Below are 20,280 nucleotides of genomic sequence, written 5' to 3' on the forward strand. Positions count from 1 at the left end.
ATTACTTAAAGGGGAAACGGCAGGCCGACATCATCTCACACATGATGTCGGCCTTGCTTTGCATGAATGTCAGAACAAGAACCATCACAACCAAGACTAGAAGGCCCTGCGGCTTCATCGTCTGACCCGCAATCACGAGTCGCTATTGATACAGGCCTCTCATGCCTGCTATTGCTCGCCCGTTACCATGGGGTAGCCGTTGAAGGTGATCATCTTCGTCATGAGTTCGGTACTGAAGCAAAGCCGTTTGGTATTACTGAAATCCTGCTCGCAGCAAAAAAATATAAACTGACCGCCAAACAAGTCAGGGTTAGTCCAGATCGCTTAGAACGCACTCCCATGCCTGCGATTGCTATCGATCAGCATGGAGAATTTTTTGTCATTGCGCGATTGCAAGATGAACAAATACTGATCCATGATCCAGTGGAGGAACGTCCGCAGCTAATTGCGCTGGATGTATTGCAAGCAAGATGGTCTGGTGAACTGATACTGATTACTTCCCGTGCTTCTCTAGCCGCAGAACTATCCCATTTTGACTTTACCTGGTTTATTCCGGCAGTCATCAAATATCGTCATTTATTGCGTGATGTACTGATAGCCTCGTTTGCCTTGCAGCTATTTGCATTGGTGACACCATTATTCTTTCAGGTGGTGATGGATAAGGTGTTGGTACACCACGGCCTAAGTACGCTGGATGTGATCTGTTTTGGCTTGCTGATTGTATCGATATTTGAGATTGGGCTCTCAGCATTACGGAGTTATGTTTTCTCCCACACGGCCAGCCGTATCGACGTGGAATTAGGTGCCAAGCTATTCCGGCATCTACTAGCTCTACCTGTTGCATGGTTCGGAGCGCGTCGAGTGGGTGATGCAGTTGCCCGTGTACGAGAGTTAGAAAACATCCGCTCATTCCTAACGGGCAATGTCATTACTGTCATTCTGGATGTGCTGTTCTCAGTGGTATTCATTGCCGTGATGTTGTTTTACAGTGGTTGGTTAACTTTGGTCGTGGTCCTTTCCCTACCTTGTTACTTCATTCTTTCACTTGTAGCTACGCCGTTGTTACGAGCGCGATTGCATGAGAAATTCAATCGCGGCGCTGAGAATCAGGCTTTCTTGGTTGAGACTGTGACAGCGATGGATACAGTGAAAGCCATGGCTGTTGAACCCCAATTTACACGTCATTGGGATAATCAGTTAGCTGGCTATGTCTCAGCAGCTTTCAAGTCGAATGTAGTAGGCAGCCTAGCGCACGAAGGGGTGAACCTGATTGGTAAAATAGTTACAGTAGTGACCTTATGGATGGGTGCTCGCCTGGTAATACAAGGTGATTTAAGCGTAGGTCAGTTGATTGCATTTAATATGCTCGCCGGCAGAGTGGCTCAACCTATCATGCGTCTTGCACAACTCTGGACAGACTTCCAACAGGTAGGTATTTCCATGCAGCGTCTGGGTGATATTCTCAATACCCCTATGGAAGCTGGCCAAGCGAGTCGCATGAGTTTGCCGGCGATTGTAGGCCGAGTTGAGTTTGAGCGCGTGAGTTTTCGTTACCGCCCAGACGGGGCGGAGATATTGCGGGATATTTCCCTGATAGTTGATCCAGGGCAGATCATCGGTATTGTTGGCCGCTCAGGCTCTGGTAAAAGCACGCTCACTAAACTCATGCAGCGTTTGTACTCGCCAGAGAGAGGCAGGGTAATGGTTGATGGTGTTGACCTTGCATTGGCAGACCCAGTTTGGCTGCGTCGCCAAGTAGGTGTGGTGCTTCAGGAGAATATGCTGTTCAATCGTTCTGTTCGCGACAATATTGCATTGAGCGATCCTGGTACTTCTCTCGATAGGGTAATGGCGGCAGCCAAGCTTGCTGGCGCACATGATTTCATCCTGGAACTCCCTAATGGCTACGACACGCCAGTCGGGGAACATGGCGCCTCACTTTCTGGAGGTCAGCGCCAGCGCATTGCCATTGCCAGAGCCTTAATCACCAATCCACGTATCCTGATCTTCGATGAAGCGACCAGTGCCTTGGATTATGAATCTGAAAGCATCATCCAGAACAATATGCGCGAAATCTGTAAAGGTCGCACTGTGTTTATCATCGCGCATCGTCTATCTGCTGTACGACATGCCAATCGTATCGTGGTGGTTGAGCGTGGTCAGATTGTTGAATCAGGTTCTCATGATGAGTTATTACAACATCAGGCAGGTATCTATACCCGTCTTTACAAGTTACAGCAGGGCTGATTATGAATAATCGCTGGTTTGCCTTATTTAGCCGTTATGTCTCTGTGTTTAAAGCGGTATGGAAACAACGTTTTTCATTAGACAGTCCTAAGCGGATGACACATGAATCGGCATTTCTCCCTGCCGCCCTTGCGTTACAAGAAACACCAGTCTCACCGTTGCCGCGTATCCTTGCCTACCTATTGATATCGTTTGCGCTGATTGCATTAATTTGGTCTATCTTTGGTCAGATCGAGATTGTGGCTGTCGCTCAGGGCAAGATCATTGCCACTGGTCATACCAAAGTCATTCAGCCCTTAGAGACTTCAACTGTTAAGGCCATTTATGTTATTGATGGCCAGGCAGTCAAGGCTGGAGACCCATTGATTGATTTAGATGCGACTCAATCGGCAGCGGATCTTTCCCGCGTTACGGAAGATTTACTGACTGCAAGACTTGAAGCAGCACGTGCCCAAGCATTTCTGGATATAGTTCAAAGGCGTAAAGCCGCCAGTCTTTCTGTTGTAGGAGCTGATGCAGAACACCTACAGCAAATACGTCTCAGGCTAGAAAGTGACCTTGCTGAGTACCATGCAAAACTCTCGAAACTGGATGCCGAAATCTTGCAACATCAATCTGAGATACAAACCACGCAGGCATTGATAGCTAAACTAGAGCAAACACTGCCGATTGCCAAACAGCAGGCGGGTGATTATCAAAGTTTGCTGGATAACAATTATGTCTCCAAGCATGGCTACCTTGAAAAAGAACAAGCCATGCTTGAACAACAAGGTGACCTGGCTGCCCAACAATCACGTCTGAAAGAAATCAATTCAGCAATTGAAACTGCTAAAAGAGAACGCACGTCGTTCGTCGCAGAATCAGCAAGAGCACATTTCGATGCACTGAGTGATGCGCAGGTCAAGATTGGTCAATTGACCCAGGAAAAACGCAAGAATGACCAACGTAACAGATTGATGCGACTGACCGCTCCCGTAGATGGTGTTGTGCAGCAGTTAGTGATTCATACCATTGGTGGTGTCGTAACTCCAGCACAGGCATTACTCGCAGTTGTCCCGCGTGAAAATGCGGCTGAGATAGAAGCCAATGTGGAGAACAAGGATATAGGTTTTGTGACTGCGGGCCAGGAGGCTACGGTTAAACTGGAAACCTTCCCTTACACTAAATACGGGACTATTGAAGGCAAGGTCACCTTTGTATCCAATGATGCAGCCAATGACGAGAAAAAAGGCTTGATCTATCCAGTGCGTATCCTGTTGGCAAAATCACAGATGCGCATTGACAACAAACTCGTCAACTTAAGCCCAGGCATGGCCGCTACTGTAGAAGTCAAAATCGGCAAGCGGCGAGTCATTGAATATTTCCTGAGTCCATTGCTTCAGTACGCTAATGAGAGCTTAAGGGAGCGATAGGAACCTATTGATAAGTCCTATAGCCATTACTTTACCTCTGGCAAAGACTTGGCCATTGTCGTAATCATAATTGCCATCATGCTCAAACCCGTGGATTACAGAGCCAAGTCATACTAAATTATCAGGGAAATATAGATATTTTATGCATTCTTACAAGCTATTATTTCCAATATTATAAAATGTGTAAGATATCGGGTAACTTTTTATGGATAATTTAATTATCCTATATTAATCAATAATGTAAGAGTTATTTAAGGATGCCGTCCACTCCGCCAATGACACTAAAGCCTGTTAAGTCTTCGACTTAGCAGGCTTTTTGTTTTGTTCTTGCTGTATCAAGACTGATAAATATTTCCTTAAACACCCATGTTTTGCGCGAATTTTTAAAAGTATTCCAAAGCGGATTTATTTGTTTATATGCAGGTCAACTAAACTTCAATATTTTTCGTGTCAAATCTAATCCCAGCCTTACACTCCAAGCCTGTCCGCTCAAGTCTGAGTGTGGTATATTGCTTGGCTGAATTATTTGTAGTTGATGCGCAAAATCGCTATGAACTTTCTGATATATATGCTGTGTAATCACTAAATAAATATAAAGTTTAATGAGAGAGTAAAGTTATGTTGGATGCAATTCGTGAACATACCCAAGGCTGGTTGGCAAAGGTTATTCTTGCTGCCATTACCATTCCTTTTGCATTAGTTGGTATTGACAGCTATTTGAGGCAGGCTGGTTCAAATGTGCCGATTGCTAAAGTGGGTGAAGATACGGTTTCTGTGCAAGAGTACGGTAGTGCGCTGCAAAATTTAAGAAATCAGTTGATCTCCGAAGGAAAAACGGATCCATCCGTAATAGAAAAGCCTGAAGTGAAACAGTCGGTATTAGATCATCTGATTACTAATCATTTATTAAGCCAAGAAATCAAGCGCGCTAAATTCATCATTAGTGATGATCAACTAAGCCAATACATTATTGCTTTACCTGACTTTCAAGAGAATGGTAAGTTTTCTCAGAAGGTGTATGACGAGTTACTGGCTAGTAATCATTTAACGCCTTCAAAGTTCGAGGCGAAAATGCGCGCTGATTTACTTGCGCAGCAGGCACGTCAAGGCTTGGCGCGACTTTCCTACATGCCACAACCATTGCTTGAGCAAACATTAAAAACCGAACATCAGCAACGTGAAGTCACTACTGCTGAAATCAAGACTAATGATTTCGTATCGCAGGTGAAAATTGATCCAGCTGAGGTTACGGCTTATTACGAGAAACACAAAGAGAGCTTCCGCGTGCCAGAGCAAGTAAAGCTGGAGTTCGTGCTGATGTCAGTGACATCTCTGATTCCTGGTATTCAGGTGAGTGAAGATGAGGTAAAGAAGTATTACGAAGATAACGCTTCTAAATTCCAGGGTGATGAACAACGTCGTGCTAGCCACATACTGATTACGTTTGGTGTGAACCCGACCCCAGAGGCTAAAGCAGCAGCAAAGAAAAAGGCTGAAGATATCTTGGCTCAAATCAAAAAGAATCCAAAATCCTTCGAAGAGCTGGCTAAGAAATACTCTCAAGATCCAGGCTCTGCTGAAAAGGGTGGTGACCTTGGTTTGTTTGGGCGCGGCGCCATGGTTAAGCCATTTGAAGACACTGTTTATGCGATGGCCCCTGGCACTGTGAGCGATTTGGTTGAATCAGAATTTGGCTATCATATTATCAAGCTAACTGAGATATCTGGCCACGCGCAAGACTATGACACTGCAAAAGCCCAGATTAAAGCTGACATCATTTATCAGAAAGCCTTAGATAAGTTTGCTGAACAAGCTGAGAATTTCAATAATTTGGCTTATGAGCAATCAACCAGCCTCAAGCCTGTGGCTGATGCATTTGGCTTGCAAGTTCAACCAACGGGTTGGTTAAGTCGTGCAGATGGCGCTAAGTTCTTCAAGAGTGATAAGTTCATCAACAGCGTATTCAGTGATGAGGTGCTTAAAGAGCACCGTAACACTGAGGCTGTAGAGGTGTCGCCTAATAACCTTATATCTGCGCGCGTAGTTGATTACAAGCCAGCTGCACCACGTACTTTTGATGAAGTGAAGGGTGGTATTGAGGATTATCTTAAGCTGGAAAAAGCCGCCCAGCTTGCTGCTAAGGCTGGCGATGCAGCGCTTGCAAGCTTGCAACAAGGTAAAGAGGTTGCTTCACTTGAGTGGATTCCATCTGTGACTGTGGATCGCAAAGATGCACAAGGATTGACTGATTTAGCTATGTCCAACCTGTTTAAAATCAATACAAGCAAACTGCCTGCCTATGCGGGATTGGTGGACGGCAATAAGGGTTATTTGTTGGTTAAAGTAATCAAAGTAAATGATACTGCCGCAACAGATGACGCTGGCAAGAAAGCACAGGAGCTGGAGTTGAAATCAGCATTGGCTTCAGAGTATGTAGCCGCATATGTGAGTTCGCTGAAAGCTAAAACCAAGATCGAAGTGAATCAGCAACTGCTCAATGCAGGTACCTTGAATAACTAGTATCAGATAAGTCAGGGCAAAATAAAAAAGGCGGATTATCCGCCTTTTTTATTTTTAATTATCTGCTTAGTGTTTTAGTCTATAACACCCGCTGCGGTGATGTTCATGCCGCCATCAACGTAGGTGATTTCCCCAGTAATGCCAGAGGCCAAGTCGCTACAGAGAAACGCTGAAGCATTACCAACTTCTTCAATAGTGACATTACGGCGCAAAGGAGCATGCTTCACATTGAAGCCTTGCATCTTATCGAAGTCTGCAATGCCAGAAGCTGCAAGCGTTTTGATTGGGCCTGCAGAGACTGCATTAACACGAATGCCTTTAGGGCCAAGACTTTGTGCCATATAGCGTACATTAGCTTCTAAGCTCGCTTTTGCTACGCCCATGACGTTGTAGTTGGGCAATGTGCGTTCAGCGCCTAAATAGCTCAGTGTCAGCAGGCTTGCATTGCGGCCTAGCATCATCGGTAAGCCTGCTTTTGCGAGCGCAGCAAAGCTGTATGAGCTCACATCATGTGCAATGCGGAAATACTCGCGGGTGACTGCATCCAAGTAATCGCCATCCAGCGCGACTTTAGGTACAAAGGCTACGGAGTGAACAATGATGTCCAAGCCATCCCAGTGCTTAGCCAGCGCAGGGAATAGGGCATCTATTTGCGCATCATCAGAAACGTCACAGGGCAGCACGATATTTGAATCAAAATCAGCCGCCAGTTTGGTAACGCGGTCTTGAAACTTGTCTAGTTGATAGGTGAAAGCGAGCTCAGCGCCTTCACGCTTCATGGCTTCTGCAATGCCGTAAGCGATAGATCGGTTACTGAGTAGGCCAACGATCAAGGCACGTTTTCCAGCGAGAAATCCCATGTGTTACTTCCTTAAACTTAAATGATAATAATTATTTTGGTCTTATTTTCTTGGGTCAAGAGCGTCTCTCAGCCCTTCACCCAGTAAATTATACCCTAACACGGTAATCAGGATGGCGAGGCCAGGAAAGAGGGAAAGCCACCAGGCAAACTGGATGTACTCTTTACCATCGGTGAGTATGTTGCCCCATGAGGCCTGCGGCGCCTGCACGCCAAGCCCGAGAAAGCTCAAGCCGGATTCTACAAGCACGGCACTGGCAATGCCTAAAACTGAGCTGACGATAATCGGGGTGAGGCTATTAGGTAGAAGATGCGTAAATATCAGGCGGAAATCCCTAGCGCCTAGTGTTTCTGCTGCTAGCACAAATTCACGATTGCGCAAGCTTAGAAACTCAGCACGTACCAGACGTGTAACGCCCATCCACGATGTCAGCCCAATCACAATCATAATGTTCCAGATAGAGGGTGTTAAGAAAGCAATCACGGCCAGTATCAGGAAAAAGGTAGGAATAGAAAGCATTACGTCAACTAAGCGCATGATAGTAATATCAACGAAGCCTCTGTAATAGCCTGCAATCGCGCCCAGAACGATTCCAATAGCTGTGGCGATACCAACAGCAACAAATCCAACTAATAGTGATATACGCGCGCCAAACAGCATGCGTGAGAATACATCGCGCCCTAAACCATCGGTGCCCATCCAATGTTGCGTTGTGGGTGATAACAGAATGGCTTTCACATCAATCGCATCTGGGTCAAATGGCGCAATCAGTGGCGCCATAAATGCCAGTAATAGAATTGCGGCAATAATGATGAAGCCAGATAAAGCGAGTGGGTTGGCCAGCGTTTTGATCAGCGGGCTATTTTTCAGTACGCTACTTTTCATTGAACTACACCTCTGCGCACGCGTGGGTCAGCCCATGCATAAGCGATATCTGCAAATAGGTTGCCGAGTAATGTCAGTGCAGAGCCGATGGTTAGTATGCCCATGATGACGGGGAAATCGCGCATCATTACAGCGTCATAAAATAGCTTGCCCATGCCGGGGATTGCAAAGATGGTTTCTGCAATCACCGAGCCACCGATTAAACCTGGAATAGAAAGGCCTAAAATAGTAATCAATGGTAATAAGGCATTACGGAAAGCATGCCGATAAATCACTTTATGCTCTGAAAGCCCCTTGGCACGGGCCGTTGTAATGTAATCCTGATGCAATACATCGAGCATGCCATTCTTGACGAATAATGTGATGCCCGCTAACCCTGTGAGAGATGGAATGACTATCGGTAAGAATAAATGACGGCTGGTATCGTAAAGCTGCTCTAGCCAGCCCATATTTTGATGGTTGATGCTTTCAATACCAGAAATCGGTAGCCATCCATGAATCACGCCCAGCCAGTACATCAGTAATAGTGACAGCCAAAAGCCTGGTATAGAAAACCCAATAAACACAAATACGGTGATGGCACGGTCTTTCCATTTTGCGTGGTTGACCGCGGCAATAATGCCAAATGGTAGAGCTATCAGCACAGTAAGAATCAAACTGAATGTATTGATAATCAGCGTGATGGGCAGCGCTTCCTGAATCATACCTTTGGTGACATTGCCATCTTTGTCTTTGGTTTCCCAAAACACTGGCCGTTGGTGTGTCGCAAACGATGTTCCAAAATCGAGCGTGGCGATGCGCTTGATCCATAAGCCATATTGAACAATCACAGGTTTATCAAGATTGTAGAGTTCACGCAATTTTTGCCGTGATTCTTCGCTGGTCTTTGGGTTGAACGCGGCTTCAGTCGTGGTGATGTCACCTGGGGCCAAATGCATGATTAGGAAAGAAATCAGGCTGATGCCAACTAATAGTGGCACCATCCAGAATAAGCGTTTAAGGATATATTTCAACATAGCTTATTCACTTATTTCCTGGCGCATACTACCTTCAGGTCTTCTTAAGCTTGCAGGTATATACCAATCATAAGAGTTATGACCTATGCCCGCAGGCGGCGCTGGGTTGTCGATGCCTTTTACACGCTTGTGTATGGCAGGCAAACCATAGCCTGCAAAGAGGTAGACGATAGGGCTATCGTCATATAGCACTTTCGCAAATTCGTGATATATCTCGGTACGTTTTTCAGTATTCAGCTCTGTACGGCCTTGCTCAAGTAATTTATCTACTTCTGGGTTGCTGTAGCCGATGAAATTGAATTTGCCTGGTGCTTGCTGCGAAGAGTGCCAGATATTGAATTGATCAGGGTCTAGTGATAAGCCCCAACCTAAAACTACGACATCAAAATCACCAGTTTTAATAAAGCGGCCTACAAAACTTGCCCACTCAAGCGAGCGTATTTTGGCGTCAATGCCAATTTCTTTTAGGCGGCGTTGAATTAGTACGGCGCTCATCTCACGTTGCTTGTTCTGGTTAGTAAGAATCTCGAAAGCGAGTGGCTTGCCATCACGATCCAAAATTCCATCGCCATCATGGTCTACAAAGCCAGCATCATGAAGAAGTTCGAGCGATTTTTTAGGGTCATAAGGGTAGGGATGAAGGTCAGGGTTACTCCATCGCGTGCCTGGTTTATAGGGCGATGAAACTGGTTCTCCCAAGCCTAGTAGTACACCATCGATGATTTCCTGTTTATCAATCGCATAATTGATGGCTTTTCTGACACGTACATCGTCAAACGGCTTGTGTTTGAGGTTGAAGCCCATGTAGGTGTAGTTATTGCCGAGTTCTTTGTATAAGGCGATTTTTTTAGTGAGGTCTGGCCGTGAGGGAAATATGCGTGCGTATTGAATTGGGTTGAGATTCATCACATCTATATTGTCCGCGAGCAACTCGAGGAATTGCGAGGCAACATCAGGGATAAAGCGCGTGACAAGATGATCAATCTTCGCTTGGCCTTGAGTTGCAAGCGGGTTGCGAACCAGTGAGATGCGTTCGCCATTGCGCCAGCTTTCAAGCTTGTAGTAATGACTGCCAACAGGATTACGGGCAAAGGCAGTGGTATTGATATCTTGGTCTTTTAATAGGTGCTCAGGCAAGATTTGCAATCCAGCCCATGAATCTAGTGCTGGCGCATAAGGCTGTGAGTAGGTGACTCTAAAAGTCTGAGCATCAGGCGTTTCGGCTTTGCTCACTAGTTTGTAATCAGCGCCATACGGGGTGCGTGTGTGTTCATCGGTGACTAGTTTCCAAGTAAATAGCACATCTGCACTAGTGAGTGGCTTGCCATCAGACCATTTAAGATTGGGCTTCAAGGTAAATGAGATGGTTTTTTGGTCTGCTGAAACTTGCCACGATTGCGCCAGCTCACCTTGTAACTCCAGATTTTTATCGTATTTAAGTAAGCTATTAAATAGATTAGCAGCTACTGCAGAAGCAGCTGATTCGCCAGCAATCATGGCGATAAGCCCGCTGGGCTCGCCTGCCGTGGCATCAACCAATGTGCCGCCTGACTCGGTAGGCAGGCTTACATCATAGTTAATATCTTTCTCAGTAGCGCTTTTACTGCAGGCAATTAATAACAGGCTAGCTAGTAGCACAGCTATTGAACAGTATCTGTTATGCATGAGAGACATCAGCTAGAACTCAAGCTTCGTCTGGACGATTAATCGTGAGCTTTTCGCCTGGCGCAATACGTGAACCACTGATTCTATTCCAGCGTTGAATATCGTCACGCGCAACATCAAATTTTTTGGCGATGCTTTCCAACGTGTCTCCACGTTTAACCACGTACTGGATTTTCTTGCTGGCTTTTGCATTGGATTTTTGTGTATTTTTAGCTAGTTTCTGGGTAGTGCTAGTGTTCATTTTAACTACGCTCAATACCTGTCCTGGTTTGAGTTTAGCGGCTTTTAGTTGATTGTTTGCCATCAACTGTTTGCTGGTCATGCCATAGAGATTCGCGATTGACTGTAAAGTTTCTTTTGGCTTGACTGTGTGTTTGAGATTGCGGCTATTTTCTGCCTTGTCGTCCGCTACTTTTTGTTGATCATATTGATTGGCATTTTCTGAAGAGGCTATTGAGATGCCCGTTTGAGCGGTTCCCATAGGGACCAACAGTGGCATGGCGGTGCGCATTTTGTCTTTAACTGGTAAATCGTTAACGTCACGCAATTGGCTCAGATTGATACCGAATTTACGGGCGATATTATCCATGCGTTCGCCGCGTTTTGCGTGGTACGTTTGCCAGCTCACTAAAGGCTTGGTGTAGTTGGCAAGATTGACTTTGAAGGTGTCTGCAGCAGTGACAGGAAGTAGAATTTCATGATCACTACTATTGGCTGTGATGACAGGCCGGTTGTATTGAGGGTTGAGTGAAGAGAACTCATCGAAGCTGATTCCCGCCAATGTGGCGGCTAAATGTGCATCTATCTGTTGGGGTGCACTGACTTTAATAAAATATGGCTGATTGGCGATAGTCTGTATGCTGAGCCCAAACTCTTCAGGGTGCGTCATGATGTTCTTGATCGCTTGAAGCTTAGGTACATAATTCCTGGTTTCTGGCGGTAGTGGCAAGCTCTCGTAATCTGTAGGTAAGCCTTTTCTGCGGTTGCTCTCTATGGCGCGAGATACCGTGCCTTCACCAGCGTTGTAGGCCGCCAATGCGAGATCCCAAGTGCCAAACATGACATGCAATCTTTGCAGATAATTCAATGCCGCGTCTGTAGCTGCGGTTACGTTTCTACGGCTATCTACCCACCAGTTCTGTTTTAAACCAAAATCTTTGCCAGTAGAAGGAATGAATTGCCAGATACCGGAGGCATGGCTAGTTGAGTAGGCTTGCGGATTGTATGCACTTTCAACCATAGGCAATAGTGCGATTTCGGTTGGCATGCCACGTTTTTCTACTTCACCGACGATGTGGTAGAGGTATTTCTGGCTTCTATCCACCATACGCCTTACATATTCGGGGCGCGCTGCATACCAGGATTCATGCTTGGCGGTGAGTTCAGAATCGACTTCTGGCATATCGTAACCGCTGATAATGCGTTGCCATAAATCGGCAGAGATAGGGACTGGCGTATCTGAAGTATAAACAGAGGTATCGGGGAGGTAGCTTGTGGTTGCGTCATTCTGCAGGCTAGGGCTAAAGCCTAGCTTTGGCGTTGCATCGGCTGGGGTGTCGCCCACAACGGTGATTTCATCACCGACAACATTGGTATCGGCAAAAGTAACCTGGGGTAATACGAACAACAAGGGCAACAGCTTGAGCAGAAATTTCACAGACATCAGGCTTCTTCTCACTAAAATTCACCAAGATAGTAGCGAATATATTGCGCTAGCGTCAAGTAAAAATTTACTTGAAAAATAATATGTATCTATATGATTAAAAATGATTTCTCATTTCTCTTAGCTTTGTAAAAACTTCAATCTCATTGGCATTGGGCATATTGATTGCGTTCTTGAGTGGCATATCATCGCATCTCAAGAATGGATTGGTTACAAGCTCTAACGCTAATGTGCTTGGTAACGTCGGCAGCCCCGATTTTCTTGCTAAAGTGGTTTGTTGCTGACGTTCAACCAAGGCTTGATTCTCAGGGTCTACAGTCAATGCAAATCGAATGTTGTGCTCGGTATATTCATGGGTGCAATACACATTGATATGCGGTGGCAATGCGGAAAGCTTTTGTAAAGATTGGTACATTTGGATGGGCGTTCCCTCAAAAAGTCGTCCGCAACCTGCACCAAACAGGGTATCGCCACAAAATAGGGAATGTTCATCATGATAGGCGACGTGACCCAAAGTATGACCTGGTACTTCCATCACCTTTAGATTTAGGCCTATTGATGGGAGTGCAATCTCGTCTGATTCTTTCACTTCGTGATGAATAAAATTAAAATGCTCTTTGGCTGGCGCATAAACAATTGCTTGAGGGTTATCAGCAAGCAAGGCAGCAACACCATCAATATGATCTGAGTGATGATGCGTAATTAAAATAGCGTCCAATTTCAGTGCTTGCTGCTTAAGCACAGCCAATACTGGAGTTGCGTCGCCTGGGTCAATCGCAACAGCATGTGCGCCATTTTGTAATAGCCAGATATAATTGTCTTCAAACGCGGGGATGGGGAAGATTTTCAACATATGCTGATCATTTGTTTTAAGTGGGTAAATGTCAATAGATAATCAGACCAGCCCTGAGCAGGATTGGCTTAGCACTGCTCTTGGTATGTATTTGCAGAGCAAAGAGCAGGAACTGTTTGATGAAGCCGTCGCCAATATATTCGGCTTTAATGCGGTGCAGATAGGTTTGCTTGACATCGATTTGTTACGTAACTCCCGCATTCCATACGCATATCGTGCTGATGTGAATGCTGGCCTGTTGCGCTGTGATTCAACCCGGCTCCCATTTTTAAGTAATAGCATCGATTTGCTTGTGATGCCGCATGGGCTTGATTTTAGCAAATATGCCCATGAAACATTGCGTGAAGCTGAGCGCGTATTGGTTCCAGAAGGCTATGTCATCATAACTGGCTTTAACCCCTTTAGTAGTTGGGGCTTAAAGCGATTTTTGCTAAAGCGGAAGGGGTATCCGTGGCGTGCCAATTTCCTCACGTTGTTACGCATCAAAGATTGGCTGGCCTTGCTTGGTTTAGAGTTAGTCACAACGCGCATGGCCTGCTATTCACCACCATTTACCAGCCCGAAATGGCTGCAGAAATTCAGGTTCATGGATAAAATAGCAGGAAAGTGGTGCCCGATGATGGGCGGTGTCTACTTTCTGGTCGCCCAGAAACGAGTTGTGAATATGCGACTCATCAAACCAAAATGGAAAAAATCCAAATTAAAAGCACAACTGGCCACTGCACCACGACAAACTAGCCAGAAACAATCTCAAAACAGCATACATCCTGATGAAATAGTAAAAAATGACGGCGAATGAACACATAGAAATATACGCAGATGGCGCTTGTAAAGGCAATCCTGGACCTGGAGGCTGGGGCGCTTGGCTAGCGTTTGATGGGCGCGAGAAAGAATTGTTTGGTGGTGAAGCCATGACTACTAATAACCGTATGGAGCTCACGGCAGTGATTCGTGCACTGGAAGCCTTAAAAAGAACCAGTAAAATTAAAGTTTATACAGATTCTGTCTATGTGCAAAAAGGCATTACGGAGTGGATCAAAGGCTGGAAAATGCGCAACTGGCGGACAAGTGATAAAAAGCCCGTTAAAAATGATGATTTGTGGAAACAGCTTGATGTTCTTGCACAACAACACGAGATTGAGTGGATATGGGTCAAAGGACATGCTGGCAATGCAGGCAATGAGCGCGCGGATGCGCTGGCCAATCAAGGTGTCAATCAATTGTTGACGACACCATAGCCATCAATTTCTAGCTAATTATTCGACCTAAATTATTCGGACAAGCAAGATGAGACAAATATTCCTCGATACAGAAACTACGGGCTTATACCCAGCGCAAGGTCATCGAATTATTGAGATTGCCGGAGTTGAGGTAATAAACCGACGCATCACCCGTAATCATTTCCATGTGTACTTAAATCCAGATCGTGAAATTGACCCTGCAGCGCAAGAAGTGCATGGCATCACGCTCGAGTTTTTGCAGGATAAACCGCACTTTATTGATGTGGTTGATGAGTTTCTTGATTTCGTAAAAGATGGTGAGCTAGTTATTCATAACGCGCCATTCGATGTGGGCTTTCTGAATGCCGAGTTAGGCAAAATAGATCGCCCAAAGATTGAGACTTCAACGTGCAATATTATAGATACCTTGAAAATGGCTAAGGAGATGCGTCCTGGTCAGCGTAATAATCTGGATGCGCTTTGCCGTCACTTTGGCGTGAACAACTCAAAACGCACATTGCATGGTGCTCTGCTGGATGCTGAGTTGCTAGCAGACGTATACCTTGCCATGACACGCGGTCAGGAAAGCCTGATGATGGACATGCATGAATCATCAGTTACATTTGATAACGGCGCTACTCGGCTCGAAAACCATGTTTTTCGAGTTATCAAAGCAGAAGGCGATGATCTTATAGCCCACGAAGATTATCTAAAGGGGTTAGATAAAAATAGCCCCTCTGTATGGACGACAATCCAGAAACCGCAAGAAAGTACTGAATGACTGTACAACAATCGATATCAACTAATAAGAACACAATTTTAGTTACAGGTGGTGCGGGTTTTATAGGCGCCAATTTCTTACTAGATTGGATTGCTGCTGGCCTAGGCCAAGTAATTAACCTCGATAAGCTGACTTATGCTGGTAACCTTGAGAATCTGGCAAGTATTGAACAAAACCCGGCACATATTTTTATAGCAGGCGATATTGCAGATAAAGCATTGATTGCAAAATTACTAGCAGAGTATCAGCCTCGTGCAGTAGTTAACTTTGCTGCGGAGAGCCATGTAGATAGGTCTATTCATGGCCCAGAAGATTTTATTCAAACGAATGTAGTTGGCACTTTTCATCTGTTGGAAGAAGTGCGTGCTTATTGGGGTAAGTTGTCAGCACAAGATCAATCTACTTTTAGGTTTTTGCATGTGTCTACTGATGAAGTTTATGGATCGCTCGGCGCTGACGATACTCCTTTTACCGAAACCACTGCTTATGCGCCTAACAGCCCATATTCGGCATCCAAAGCAGCATCTGACCACTTGGTTCGCGCTTATCACCACACATACGGGCTACCAGTATTAACTACTAATTGCTCTAACAATTATGGTGCTTTTCAGTTCCCAGAAAAATTGATTCCACTGGTGTTAAATAATGCTTTAGCAGGTAAGCCTCTGCCGATTTATGGGAATGGCAGCAATGTACGTGATTGGTTGTACGTGGGTGATCATTGCAGTGCGATTCGTAGAGTATTGGCTGAAGGCAAAGTCGGCGAGGTTTATAACGTAGGTGGCTGGAATGAGAAAACCAATCTTGATGTAGTTCACACCTTGTGCGCTATTCTGGACGAATTAAAACCGAAAGCCTCGGGTAGCTATCGCGACCAAATTACTTTTGTCAAAGACCGTGCAGGCCACGACCAGCGTTATGCGATTGATGCGCGGAAGATTGAACGCGAACTAGGCTGGAAGCCAGAAGAAACGTTTGATACTGGCATTCGTAAAACAGTAGCTTGGTATCTTGAGAATCAGGAATGGGTAAGTCATGTAACCAGCGGTGAATACAGGCAATGGCTGGATAAAAACTATACGGAGCGGGCTGTATGAGAAAAGGCATTATCTTAGCGGGTGGCTCTGGCACCAGGCTTTATCCTGTAACGCAGGCAGTATCTAAGCAACTGTTGCCAGTGTACGACAAGCCCATGATTTACTATCCGCTTACCACACTGATGCTTGCTGGTATTCGGGATATCCTCGTGATTTCAACCCCTCAAGATACTCCTAGATTTGAGCAGTTGTTGGGTGATGGTAGTCAATGGGGTCTTAATTTGAGTTATGCAGTGCAGCCTTCGCCAGATGGGTTGGCACAGGCTTTTGTTATTGGGCGTGACTTTATCGGTCATTCAGCAACTGCGCTGGTGCTTGGGGATAATATTTTTTACGGCCGTGATCTTGGCCATTACTTAAAAATAGCAGACGAAAAATCTTCTGGGGCGACTGTATTTGCTTACCCCGTCAATGATCCTGAGCGTTACGGTGTAGTTGAGTTCAATGACAACGGGTTGGCTATTAGCCTTGAAGAAAAGCCAGAAAATCCAAAATCACGCTATGCGGTCACAGGGTTGTATTTCTATGATAACCAGGTTGTGGATATTGCGTCATCACTTAAGCCTTCTGCGCGTGGCGAGCTTGAAATTACCGATGTTAACAAGCATTATTTAGCGCAAGGAAACCTGAGTGTAGAGCGCATGGGACGTGGTTATGCATGGCTTGATACTGGCACGCATGAGTCATTGCTTGAAGCCTCCATGTTCATTCAAACCATTGAAAAGCGTCAGGGCCTGAAGATATCCTGCCCAGAAGAAATTGCTTACCGTCTCGGTTATGTCAGTGCAGAGCAGGTTGAAACGATTGCAGCCAAATACAAGAAAAACGAATACGGGCAATATCTATTAAGAATGTTAAAAGAAAAAGTGTACTTATGAATGTGATTAAAACCAATATCCCTGACGTGCTGATATTAGAACCTAAAGTTTTCGGTGATTCCCGCGGATTTTTTTACGAAAGCTTTAATGAGCATACATTTAATGAATTAACTGGCTTGAACAAAACTTTTGTTCAGGACAATCATTCTGGCTCAGCTAAAGGCGTGCTGCGTGGCATGCATTACCAAATTCAACAGCCTCAAGGCAAGTTGGTACGAGTAACCGCTGGTGAAGTATTTGATGTGGCTGTGGATCTACGGAAATCATCACCCACCTTCGGGTAGTGGGTGGGCGACTACCTATCGGGGGAGAATAAACGCCAGATGTGGGTGCCGGAAGGTTTTGCACATGGCTTTTTGGTGATTTCTGATTTCGCAGAATTTTTATATAAAACAACTGACTTTTACGCCCCTGAACACGAGCGTTGTATACGTTGGGATGATCCTGATCTTAATATAGATTGGCCGTTGAATGGCCAGCCCGCACTACCTGGCAAAGACAAGCTAGGGTTAAGTCTTGCTCAATCAGATGTGTTTGCCTGACACACCACTTAATGCAGCCATTTAAAAGAATATTGCTGACTGGTGTAAATGGTCAGGTAGGGCACGCGTTAAAAGCCAGATTAACGACTATTGGGGAATTAGTCGCATTAGATCGCTCTCAGCTGGATCTTGCGAATGCAGATGCTATTCGATCAGCAGTTCAGGCTATCAAACCTGATCTGATTATTAATCCTGCGGCATATACAGCAGTTGATATAGCGGAGTCACAGCCTTTACAAGCTCAAGCAGTTAATGCCATTGCCCCCGGCATCTTCGCTGAAGAGGCAGCAAAAATTAATGCGCTGTTAATACATTATTCAACAGATTATGTTTTTGATGGCTTAAAGAATTCCCCTTATGTAGAGGATGACTTGACCCAACCAGTTTCGGTTTATGGCAAGAGCAAGCTTGCGGGCGAAGATGCTATAAGAGCTGTAGGTGTTCCGCATCTTATTCTTAGAACTAGTTGGGTGTATGGCTCGTACGGTAAGAATTTTTTGCGGACTATTTTAAGGCTAGCCAGTGAGCGTGAGGGCTTGAAAATTGTTGCAGATCAGATTGGTGCCCCAACTTCTGCTGATGCTATTGCAGACGCTACGGTTACGATATTGCGAGATATTAAGAGTGGTCAATCCGGCACTTATCACTTAACCAACGCAGGCGAAACTAGTTTGTATGGCTTTGCGCAAGGGATTGTTGATACCTATGAGGGAATGCAAGCGGTAAAGGGCTGGCCTGACTTAAAAACCTATGTCAGCAATATCTTACCAATTACAACTTCAGAATATCCAACACCTGCTGCGCGGCCTGCTAACTCGAGGTTAAATTGCAGCAAGTTGAAACATGACTTCAATATTGAGTTAGCCGATTGGCGAGAGGCCTTGCTTGATGTGATGCATTCAGCTAACTTCAGGCCACAACAGTGAATGCGTATGTTGGCTATAAACCTAACGCATCAGCCCAGCTATTTGGGGTCTCATATAACCTTACACGTTCAAGCTTAAGGTGGTTGCCATAGGTGTCTTGGTAGGCATTGCTAAGTAGTTTGAATGCCTCGGCTGCCATGTTCTCAGCCGTTGGAACAGTGCTCATGACCACTGTTTTATGGTTGGGCAGGCTGTTCAAAAAACTGAGTACTTCTTGATCACCTTGGTACACCAGGAATGCGTGATCCCAAACATCCACAACCACACTGCGTGCGATGGCTTTGACATCAGAAAAGTCCATCACCATGCCATCTTCGGATGCAGATTCATTCTTGATAATATCGCCAGAAAGCGTGATTTCGATGGCATAGCGATGCCCGTGTAGATTGCGGCATTGGCTTTTATGGGATGGGATGCGGTGACCTGCATCGAACTCTAGGCGTGTAGTAATTTGCATAAGTCGAATTATATCAGCAGAGTCGCTGACTATCTGTCAATTTCGCCGACTAGGTTTTTGAAGTAAGTCCAGCGCTCAGAACTTACTTTTCCTTCATTGACCGCATTACTGATTGCACAATCAGGTTCTTTTAAATGGCGACAATTATTAAACCGACATTTACCTAGGTAAGGCCTGAACTCAATAAACGCATGCTCCAGCGCTTCAATGTCCAGATGATTCAAGCCAAATTCCTGCAGGCCTGGCGAATCAATCAAGTGGCTATTGGCATCCAGGTGGTAGAGGTGGGCTGCGGTCGTTGTATGTTTACCGCTGTCTAATACCGTGGACACTTCCTGTGTGCGTATCCCCAGCTCAGGCAGTAGCGCATTGGTAATGGTTGATTTCCCCATGCCTGACTGGCCGACCAATACGCTGGTGTGGCCTTGCAACAATGGTTTTAATGGAGAAATGTCTTCTTTTGCAGAGAGCGGTAGCACCTGATAGCCAAGACTAGAGTAGAGTGCCAGCCGCTGCATGGCCGATTCCTTATCCGCAATATCGCATTTGTTGAGCAGTATTAATGGCTTTACTCCAGCCGCTTCGGCAGCTATCAGGCAACGATTCAGCAACTCTTCATAAAAGCTGGGGCTTGTCGCCAGTACGATGACCATCTGGGTTACATTGGCGGCGAGAAATTTACTGCGGTAGGCATTGCTACGGTAAAGCAGGGTCTTGCGGGGGAGGTAACCTTCGATGACAGCTTCATGGGTGTCGGTGAGTTTCAGGTTGACGATATCACCGCATGCTAAATCTGTTTTTTTGCCACGCGTAACACAGCTGATTTCGCGTTTGGATGCAGATTCATCCTGTAATTCAACACCATAGCGTTTACCGTATGCAGCGACTACAAGCCCTGTTTGTGTTTCTCGCGTAGCCGCTTTCAATTATTTTTCAAACTTGTAGTAATTCTTATTGAGATAGCTGGCGACATTCAATTCTTCATCTTCAAACCATTTTAGATTGAGCATGGTACTGCAGAAACGAATCTGCGTAAGCAAACCAGATGAGGTTTTAACCTTTCGGTCTTCTCGGGTGTAGATTCCAGAGCCATCACCGCCAAAGCTGGATGCGTGGCAGGAGATGCAATTTTCGGCCACCATTTTTTTGCCAATATCAGGGTTGCCTTTGTCAAAAGGCAGTGCTTGTGCATTACTAACAATTAACATTGTGCAGAAAATGAATAGCAGTGATTTCAACATGGCAACCTCAATATCAG

At 45.4% G+C, this 20,280-nt stretch carries 18 protein-coding genes and 1 pseudogene; 10 read left to right on the plus strand and 9 right to left on the minus strand.

Going from position 1 to position 20,280, the window contains the following annotated elements; all coding sequences use genetic code 11:
* Window positions 1-66: 66 nt before the first annotated feature.
* The 3 genes from ZMTM_RS06340 to ZMTM_RS06350 all read left to right on the plus strand — a co-directional run bounded on the left by ZMTM_RS06340 (window position 67) and on the right by ZMTM_RS06350 (window position 6,179).
* Window positions 67-2,247: a type I secretion system permease/ATPase gene (locus tag ZMTM_RS06340; protein ID WP_221765430.1), complete on the plus strand. Its 2,181-nt coding sequence runs from the start codon at window positions 67-69 to the stop codon at window positions 2,245-2,247.
* 2 nt (window positions 2,248-2,249) lie between these two features.
* Entirely contained in the window at window positions 2,250-3,659 is a 1,410-nt protein-coding gene (locus ZMTM_RS06345) for an HlyD family type I secretion periplasmic adaptor subunit (protein WP_221765431.1), read from the plus strand.
* A 618-nt stretch (window positions 3,660-4,277) separates the two neighbouring features.
* Window positions 4,278-6,179, plus strand: coding sequence for a SurA N-terminal domain-containing protein (locus ZMTM_RS06350; RefSeq protein WP_221765432.1), 1,902 nt, complete (start codon window positions 4,278-4,280; stop codon window positions 6,177-6,179).
* A gap of 74 nt (window positions 6,180-6,253) precedes the next feature.
* Here the strand turns inward: ZMTM_RS06350 and ZMTM_RS06355 are convergent, their stop codons facing one another.
* The 6 genes from ZMTM_RS06355 to gloB form a co-directional block, all read right to left on the minus strand.
* Window positions 6,254-7,039 (minus strand): enoyl-ACP reductase FabI, encoded by a 786-nt coding sequence (locus ZMTM_RS06355; RefSeq protein WP_221765433.1) that lies wholly within the window; start codon window positions 7,037-7,039, stop codon window positions 6,254-6,256.
* A 42-nt stretch (window positions 7,040-7,081) separates the two neighbouring features.
* On the minus strand, window positions 7,082-7,924 hold the full coding sequence (locus ZMTM_RS06360; protein ID WP_221765434.1) for an ABC transporter permease: 843 nt from the start codon (window positions 7,922-7,924) through the stop codon (window positions 7,082-7,084).
* Window positions 7,921-8,940, minus strand: a complete 1,020-nt coding sequence (locus ZMTM_RS06365; RefSeq protein ID WP_221765435.1) for an ABC transporter permease — start codon at window positions 8,938-8,940, stop codon at window positions 7,921-7,923. The genes ZMTM_RS06360 and ZMTM_RS06365 overlap by 4 nt, the downstream gene beginning before the upstream one ends.
* Before the next feature lie 3 nt (window positions 8,941-8,943).
* Complete coding sequence (locus ZMTM_RS06370) at window positions 8,944-10,605, minus strand: peptide-binding protein (protein ID WP_221765436.1); 1,662 nt, start codon at window positions 10,603-10,605, stop codon at window positions 8,944-8,946.
* Window positions 10,606-10,624: 19 nt separating this feature from the next.
* Window positions 10,625-12,268 (minus strand): LysM peptidoglycan-binding domain-containing protein, encoded by a 1,644-nt coding sequence (locus tag ZMTM_RS06375; protein WP_221765437.1) that lies wholly within the window; start codon window positions 12,266-12,268, stop codon window positions 10,625-10,627.
* A gap of 97 nt (window positions 12,269-12,365) precedes the next feature.
* Window positions 12,366-13,121 (minus strand): hydroxyacylglutathione hydrolase, encoded by a 756-nt coding sequence (gloB, locus tag ZMTM_RS06380; RefSeq protein ID WP_221765438.1) that lies wholly within the window; start codon window positions 13,119-13,121, stop codon window positions 12,366-12,368.
* Window positions 13,122-13,149: 28 nt separating this feature from the next.
* Here gloB and ZMTM_RS06385 point away from each other — a divergent pair, with 28 nt between their 5' ends.
* The 7 genes and pseudogenes from ZMTM_RS06385 to rfbD all read left to right on the plus strand — a co-directional run bounded on the left by ZMTM_RS06385 (window position 13,150) and on the right by rfbD (window position 18,565).
* A complete protein-coding gene (locus ZMTM_RS06385; protein WP_221765439.1) occupies window positions 13,150-13,920 on the plus strand; it encodes a class I SAM-dependent methyltransferase in 771 nt (256 codons plus the stop codon).
* Window positions 13,907-14,359 (plus strand): ribonuclease HI, encoded by a 453-nt coding sequence (gene rnhA, locus ZMTM_RS06390; protein ID WP_221765440.1) that lies wholly within the window; start codon window positions 13,907-13,909, stop codon window positions 14,357-14,359. The genes ZMTM_RS06385 and rnhA overlap by 14 nt, the downstream gene beginning before the upstream one ends.
* 49 nt (window positions 14,360-14,408) lie before the next feature.
* On the plus strand, window positions 14,409-15,122 hold the full coding sequence (dnaQ, locus tag ZMTM_RS06395) for a DNA polymerase III subunit epsilon (protein WP_221765441.1): 714 nt from the start codon (window positions 14,409-14,411) through the stop codon (window positions 15,120-15,122).
* Window positions 15,119-16,219 (plus strand): dTDP-glucose 4,6-dehydratase, encoded by a 1,101-nt coding sequence (gene rfbB / locus ZMTM_RS06400; RefSeq protein WP_221765442.1) that lies wholly within the window; start codon window positions 15,119-15,121, stop codon window positions 16,217-16,219. The genes dnaQ and rfbB overlap by 4 nt, the downstream gene beginning before the upstream one ends.
* Window positions 16,216-17,097 (plus strand): glucose-1-phosphate thymidylyltransferase RfbA, encoded by an 882-nt coding sequence (rfbA, locus tag ZMTM_RS06405; RefSeq protein ID WP_221765443.1) that lies wholly within the window; start codon window positions 16,216-16,218, stop codon window positions 17,095-17,097. The genes rfbB and rfbA overlap by 4 nt, the downstream gene beginning before the upstream one ends.
* Window positions 17,094-17,639, plus strand: a pseudogene (gene rfbC, locus ZMTM_RS06410) (dTDP-4-dehydrorhamnose 3,5-epimerase). Before rfbA ends, rfbC begins: the two are co-directional and overlap by 4 nt.
* 11 nt (window positions 17,640-17,650) lie before the next feature.
* Window positions 17,651-18,565, plus strand: coding sequence for a dTDP-4-dehydrorhamnose reductase (gene rfbD / locus ZMTM_RS06415; RefSeq protein WP_221765444.1), 915 nt, complete (start codon window positions 17,651-17,653; stop codon window positions 18,563-18,565).
* Window positions 18,566-18,578: 13 nt separating this feature from the next.
* Here rfbD and queD read toward each other — a convergent pair whose 3' ends face one another.
* Genes queD through ZMTM_RS06430 form a run of 3 tightly spaced genes read right to left on the minus strand, consistent with a single transcriptional unit; the run spans window position 18,579 to window position 20,263 of the window.
* On the minus strand, window positions 18,579-19,022 hold the full coding sequence (gene queD, locus ZMTM_RS06420; RefSeq protein ID WP_221765445.1) for a 6-carboxytetrahydropterin synthase QueD: 444 nt from the start codon (window positions 19,020-19,022) through the stop codon (window positions 18,579-18,581).
* A gap of 29 nt (window positions 19,023-19,051) precedes the next feature.
* Window positions 19,052-19,948: a ribosome small subunit-dependent GTPase A gene (gene rsgA, locus ZMTM_RS06425; protein WP_221765446.1), complete on the minus strand. Its 897-nt coding sequence runs from the start codon at window positions 19,946-19,948 to the stop codon at window positions 19,052-19,054.
* A complete protein-coding gene (locus ZMTM_RS06430) occupies window positions 19,949-20,263 on the minus strand; it encodes a cytochrome c (RefSeq protein ID WP_221765447.1) in 315 nt (104 codons plus the stop codon).
* Window positions 20,264-20,280 lie beyond the last annotated feature (17 nt).

This window comes from Methyloradius palustris (genome assembly GCF_019703875.1).
Lineage (GTDB): Bacteria > Pseudomonadota > Gammaproteobacteria > Burkholderiales > Methylophilaceae > Methyloradius > Methyloradius palustris.

Bases quoted from the DNA above. Each gene is read 5' to 3' on its own strand.
- ZMTM_RS06375 (WP_221765437.1), bottom strand. From the start codon at position 12,268: ATGTCTGTGAAATTTCTGCTCAAGCTGTTGCCCTTGTTGTTCGTATTA.
- rfbD (WP_221765444.1), top strand. From the start codon at position 17,651: ATGCAGCCATTTAAAAGAATATTGCTGACTGGTGTAAATGGTCAGGTA.
- rnhA (WP_221765440.1), top strand. From the start codon at position 13,907: ATGACGGCGAATGAACACATAGAAATATACGCAGATGGCGCTTGTAAA.
- queD (WP_221765445.1), bottom strand. From the start codon at position 19,022: ATGCAAATTACTACACGCCTAGAGTTCGATGCAGGTCACCGCATCCCA.
- ZMTM_RS06355 (WP_221765433.1), bottom strand. From the start codon at position 7,039: ATGGGATTTCTCGCTGGAAAACGTGCCTTGATCGTTGGCCTACTCAGT.
- rfbB (WP_221765442.1), top strand. From the start codon at position 15,119: ATGACTGTACAACAATCGATATCAACTAATAAGAACACAATTTTAGTT.
- dnaQ (WP_221765441.1), top strand. From the start codon at position 14,409: ATGAGACAAATATTCCTCGATACAGAAACTACGGGCTTATACCCAGCG.
- ZMTM_RS06370 (WP_221765436.1), bottom strand. From the start codon at position 10,605: ATGCATAACAGATACTGTTCAATAGCTGTGCTACTAGCTAGCCTGTTA.
- ZMTM_RS06345 (WP_221765431.1), top strand. From the start codon at position 2,250: ATGAATAATCGCTGGTTTGCCTTATTTAGCCGTTATGTCTCTGTGTTT.
- ZMTM_RS06430 (WP_221765447.1), bottom strand. From the start codon at position 20,263: ATGTTGAAATCACTGCTATTCATTTTCTGCACAATGTTAATTGTTAGT.
- gloB (WP_221765438.1), bottom strand. From the start codon at position 13,121: ATGTTGAAAATCTTCCCCATCCCCGCGTTTGAAGACAATTATATCTGG.
- ZMTM_RS06365 (WP_221765435.1), bottom strand. From the start codon at position 8,940: ATGTTGAAATATATCCTTAAACGCTTATTCTGGATGGTGCCACTATTA.
- rfbA (WP_221765443.1), top strand. From the start codon at position 16,216: ATGAGAAAAGGCATTATCTTAGCGGGTGGCTCTGGCACCAGGCTTTAT.
- ZMTM_RS06385 (WP_221765439.1), top strand. From the start codon at position 13,150: ATGTCAATAGATAATCAGACCAGCCCTGAGCAGGATTGGCTTAGCACT.
- ZMTM_RS06340 (WP_221765430.1), top strand. From the start codon at position 67: ATGTCAGAACAAGAACCATCACAACCAAGACTAGAAGGCCCTGCGGCT.
- ZMTM_RS06350 (WP_221765432.1), top strand. From the start codon at position 4,278: ATGTTGGATGCAATTCGTGAACATACCCAAGGCTGGTTGGCAAAGGTT.
- ZMTM_RS06360 (WP_221765434.1), bottom strand. From the start codon at position 7,924: ATGAAAAGTAGCGTACTGAAAAATAGCCCGCTGATCAAAACGCTGGCC.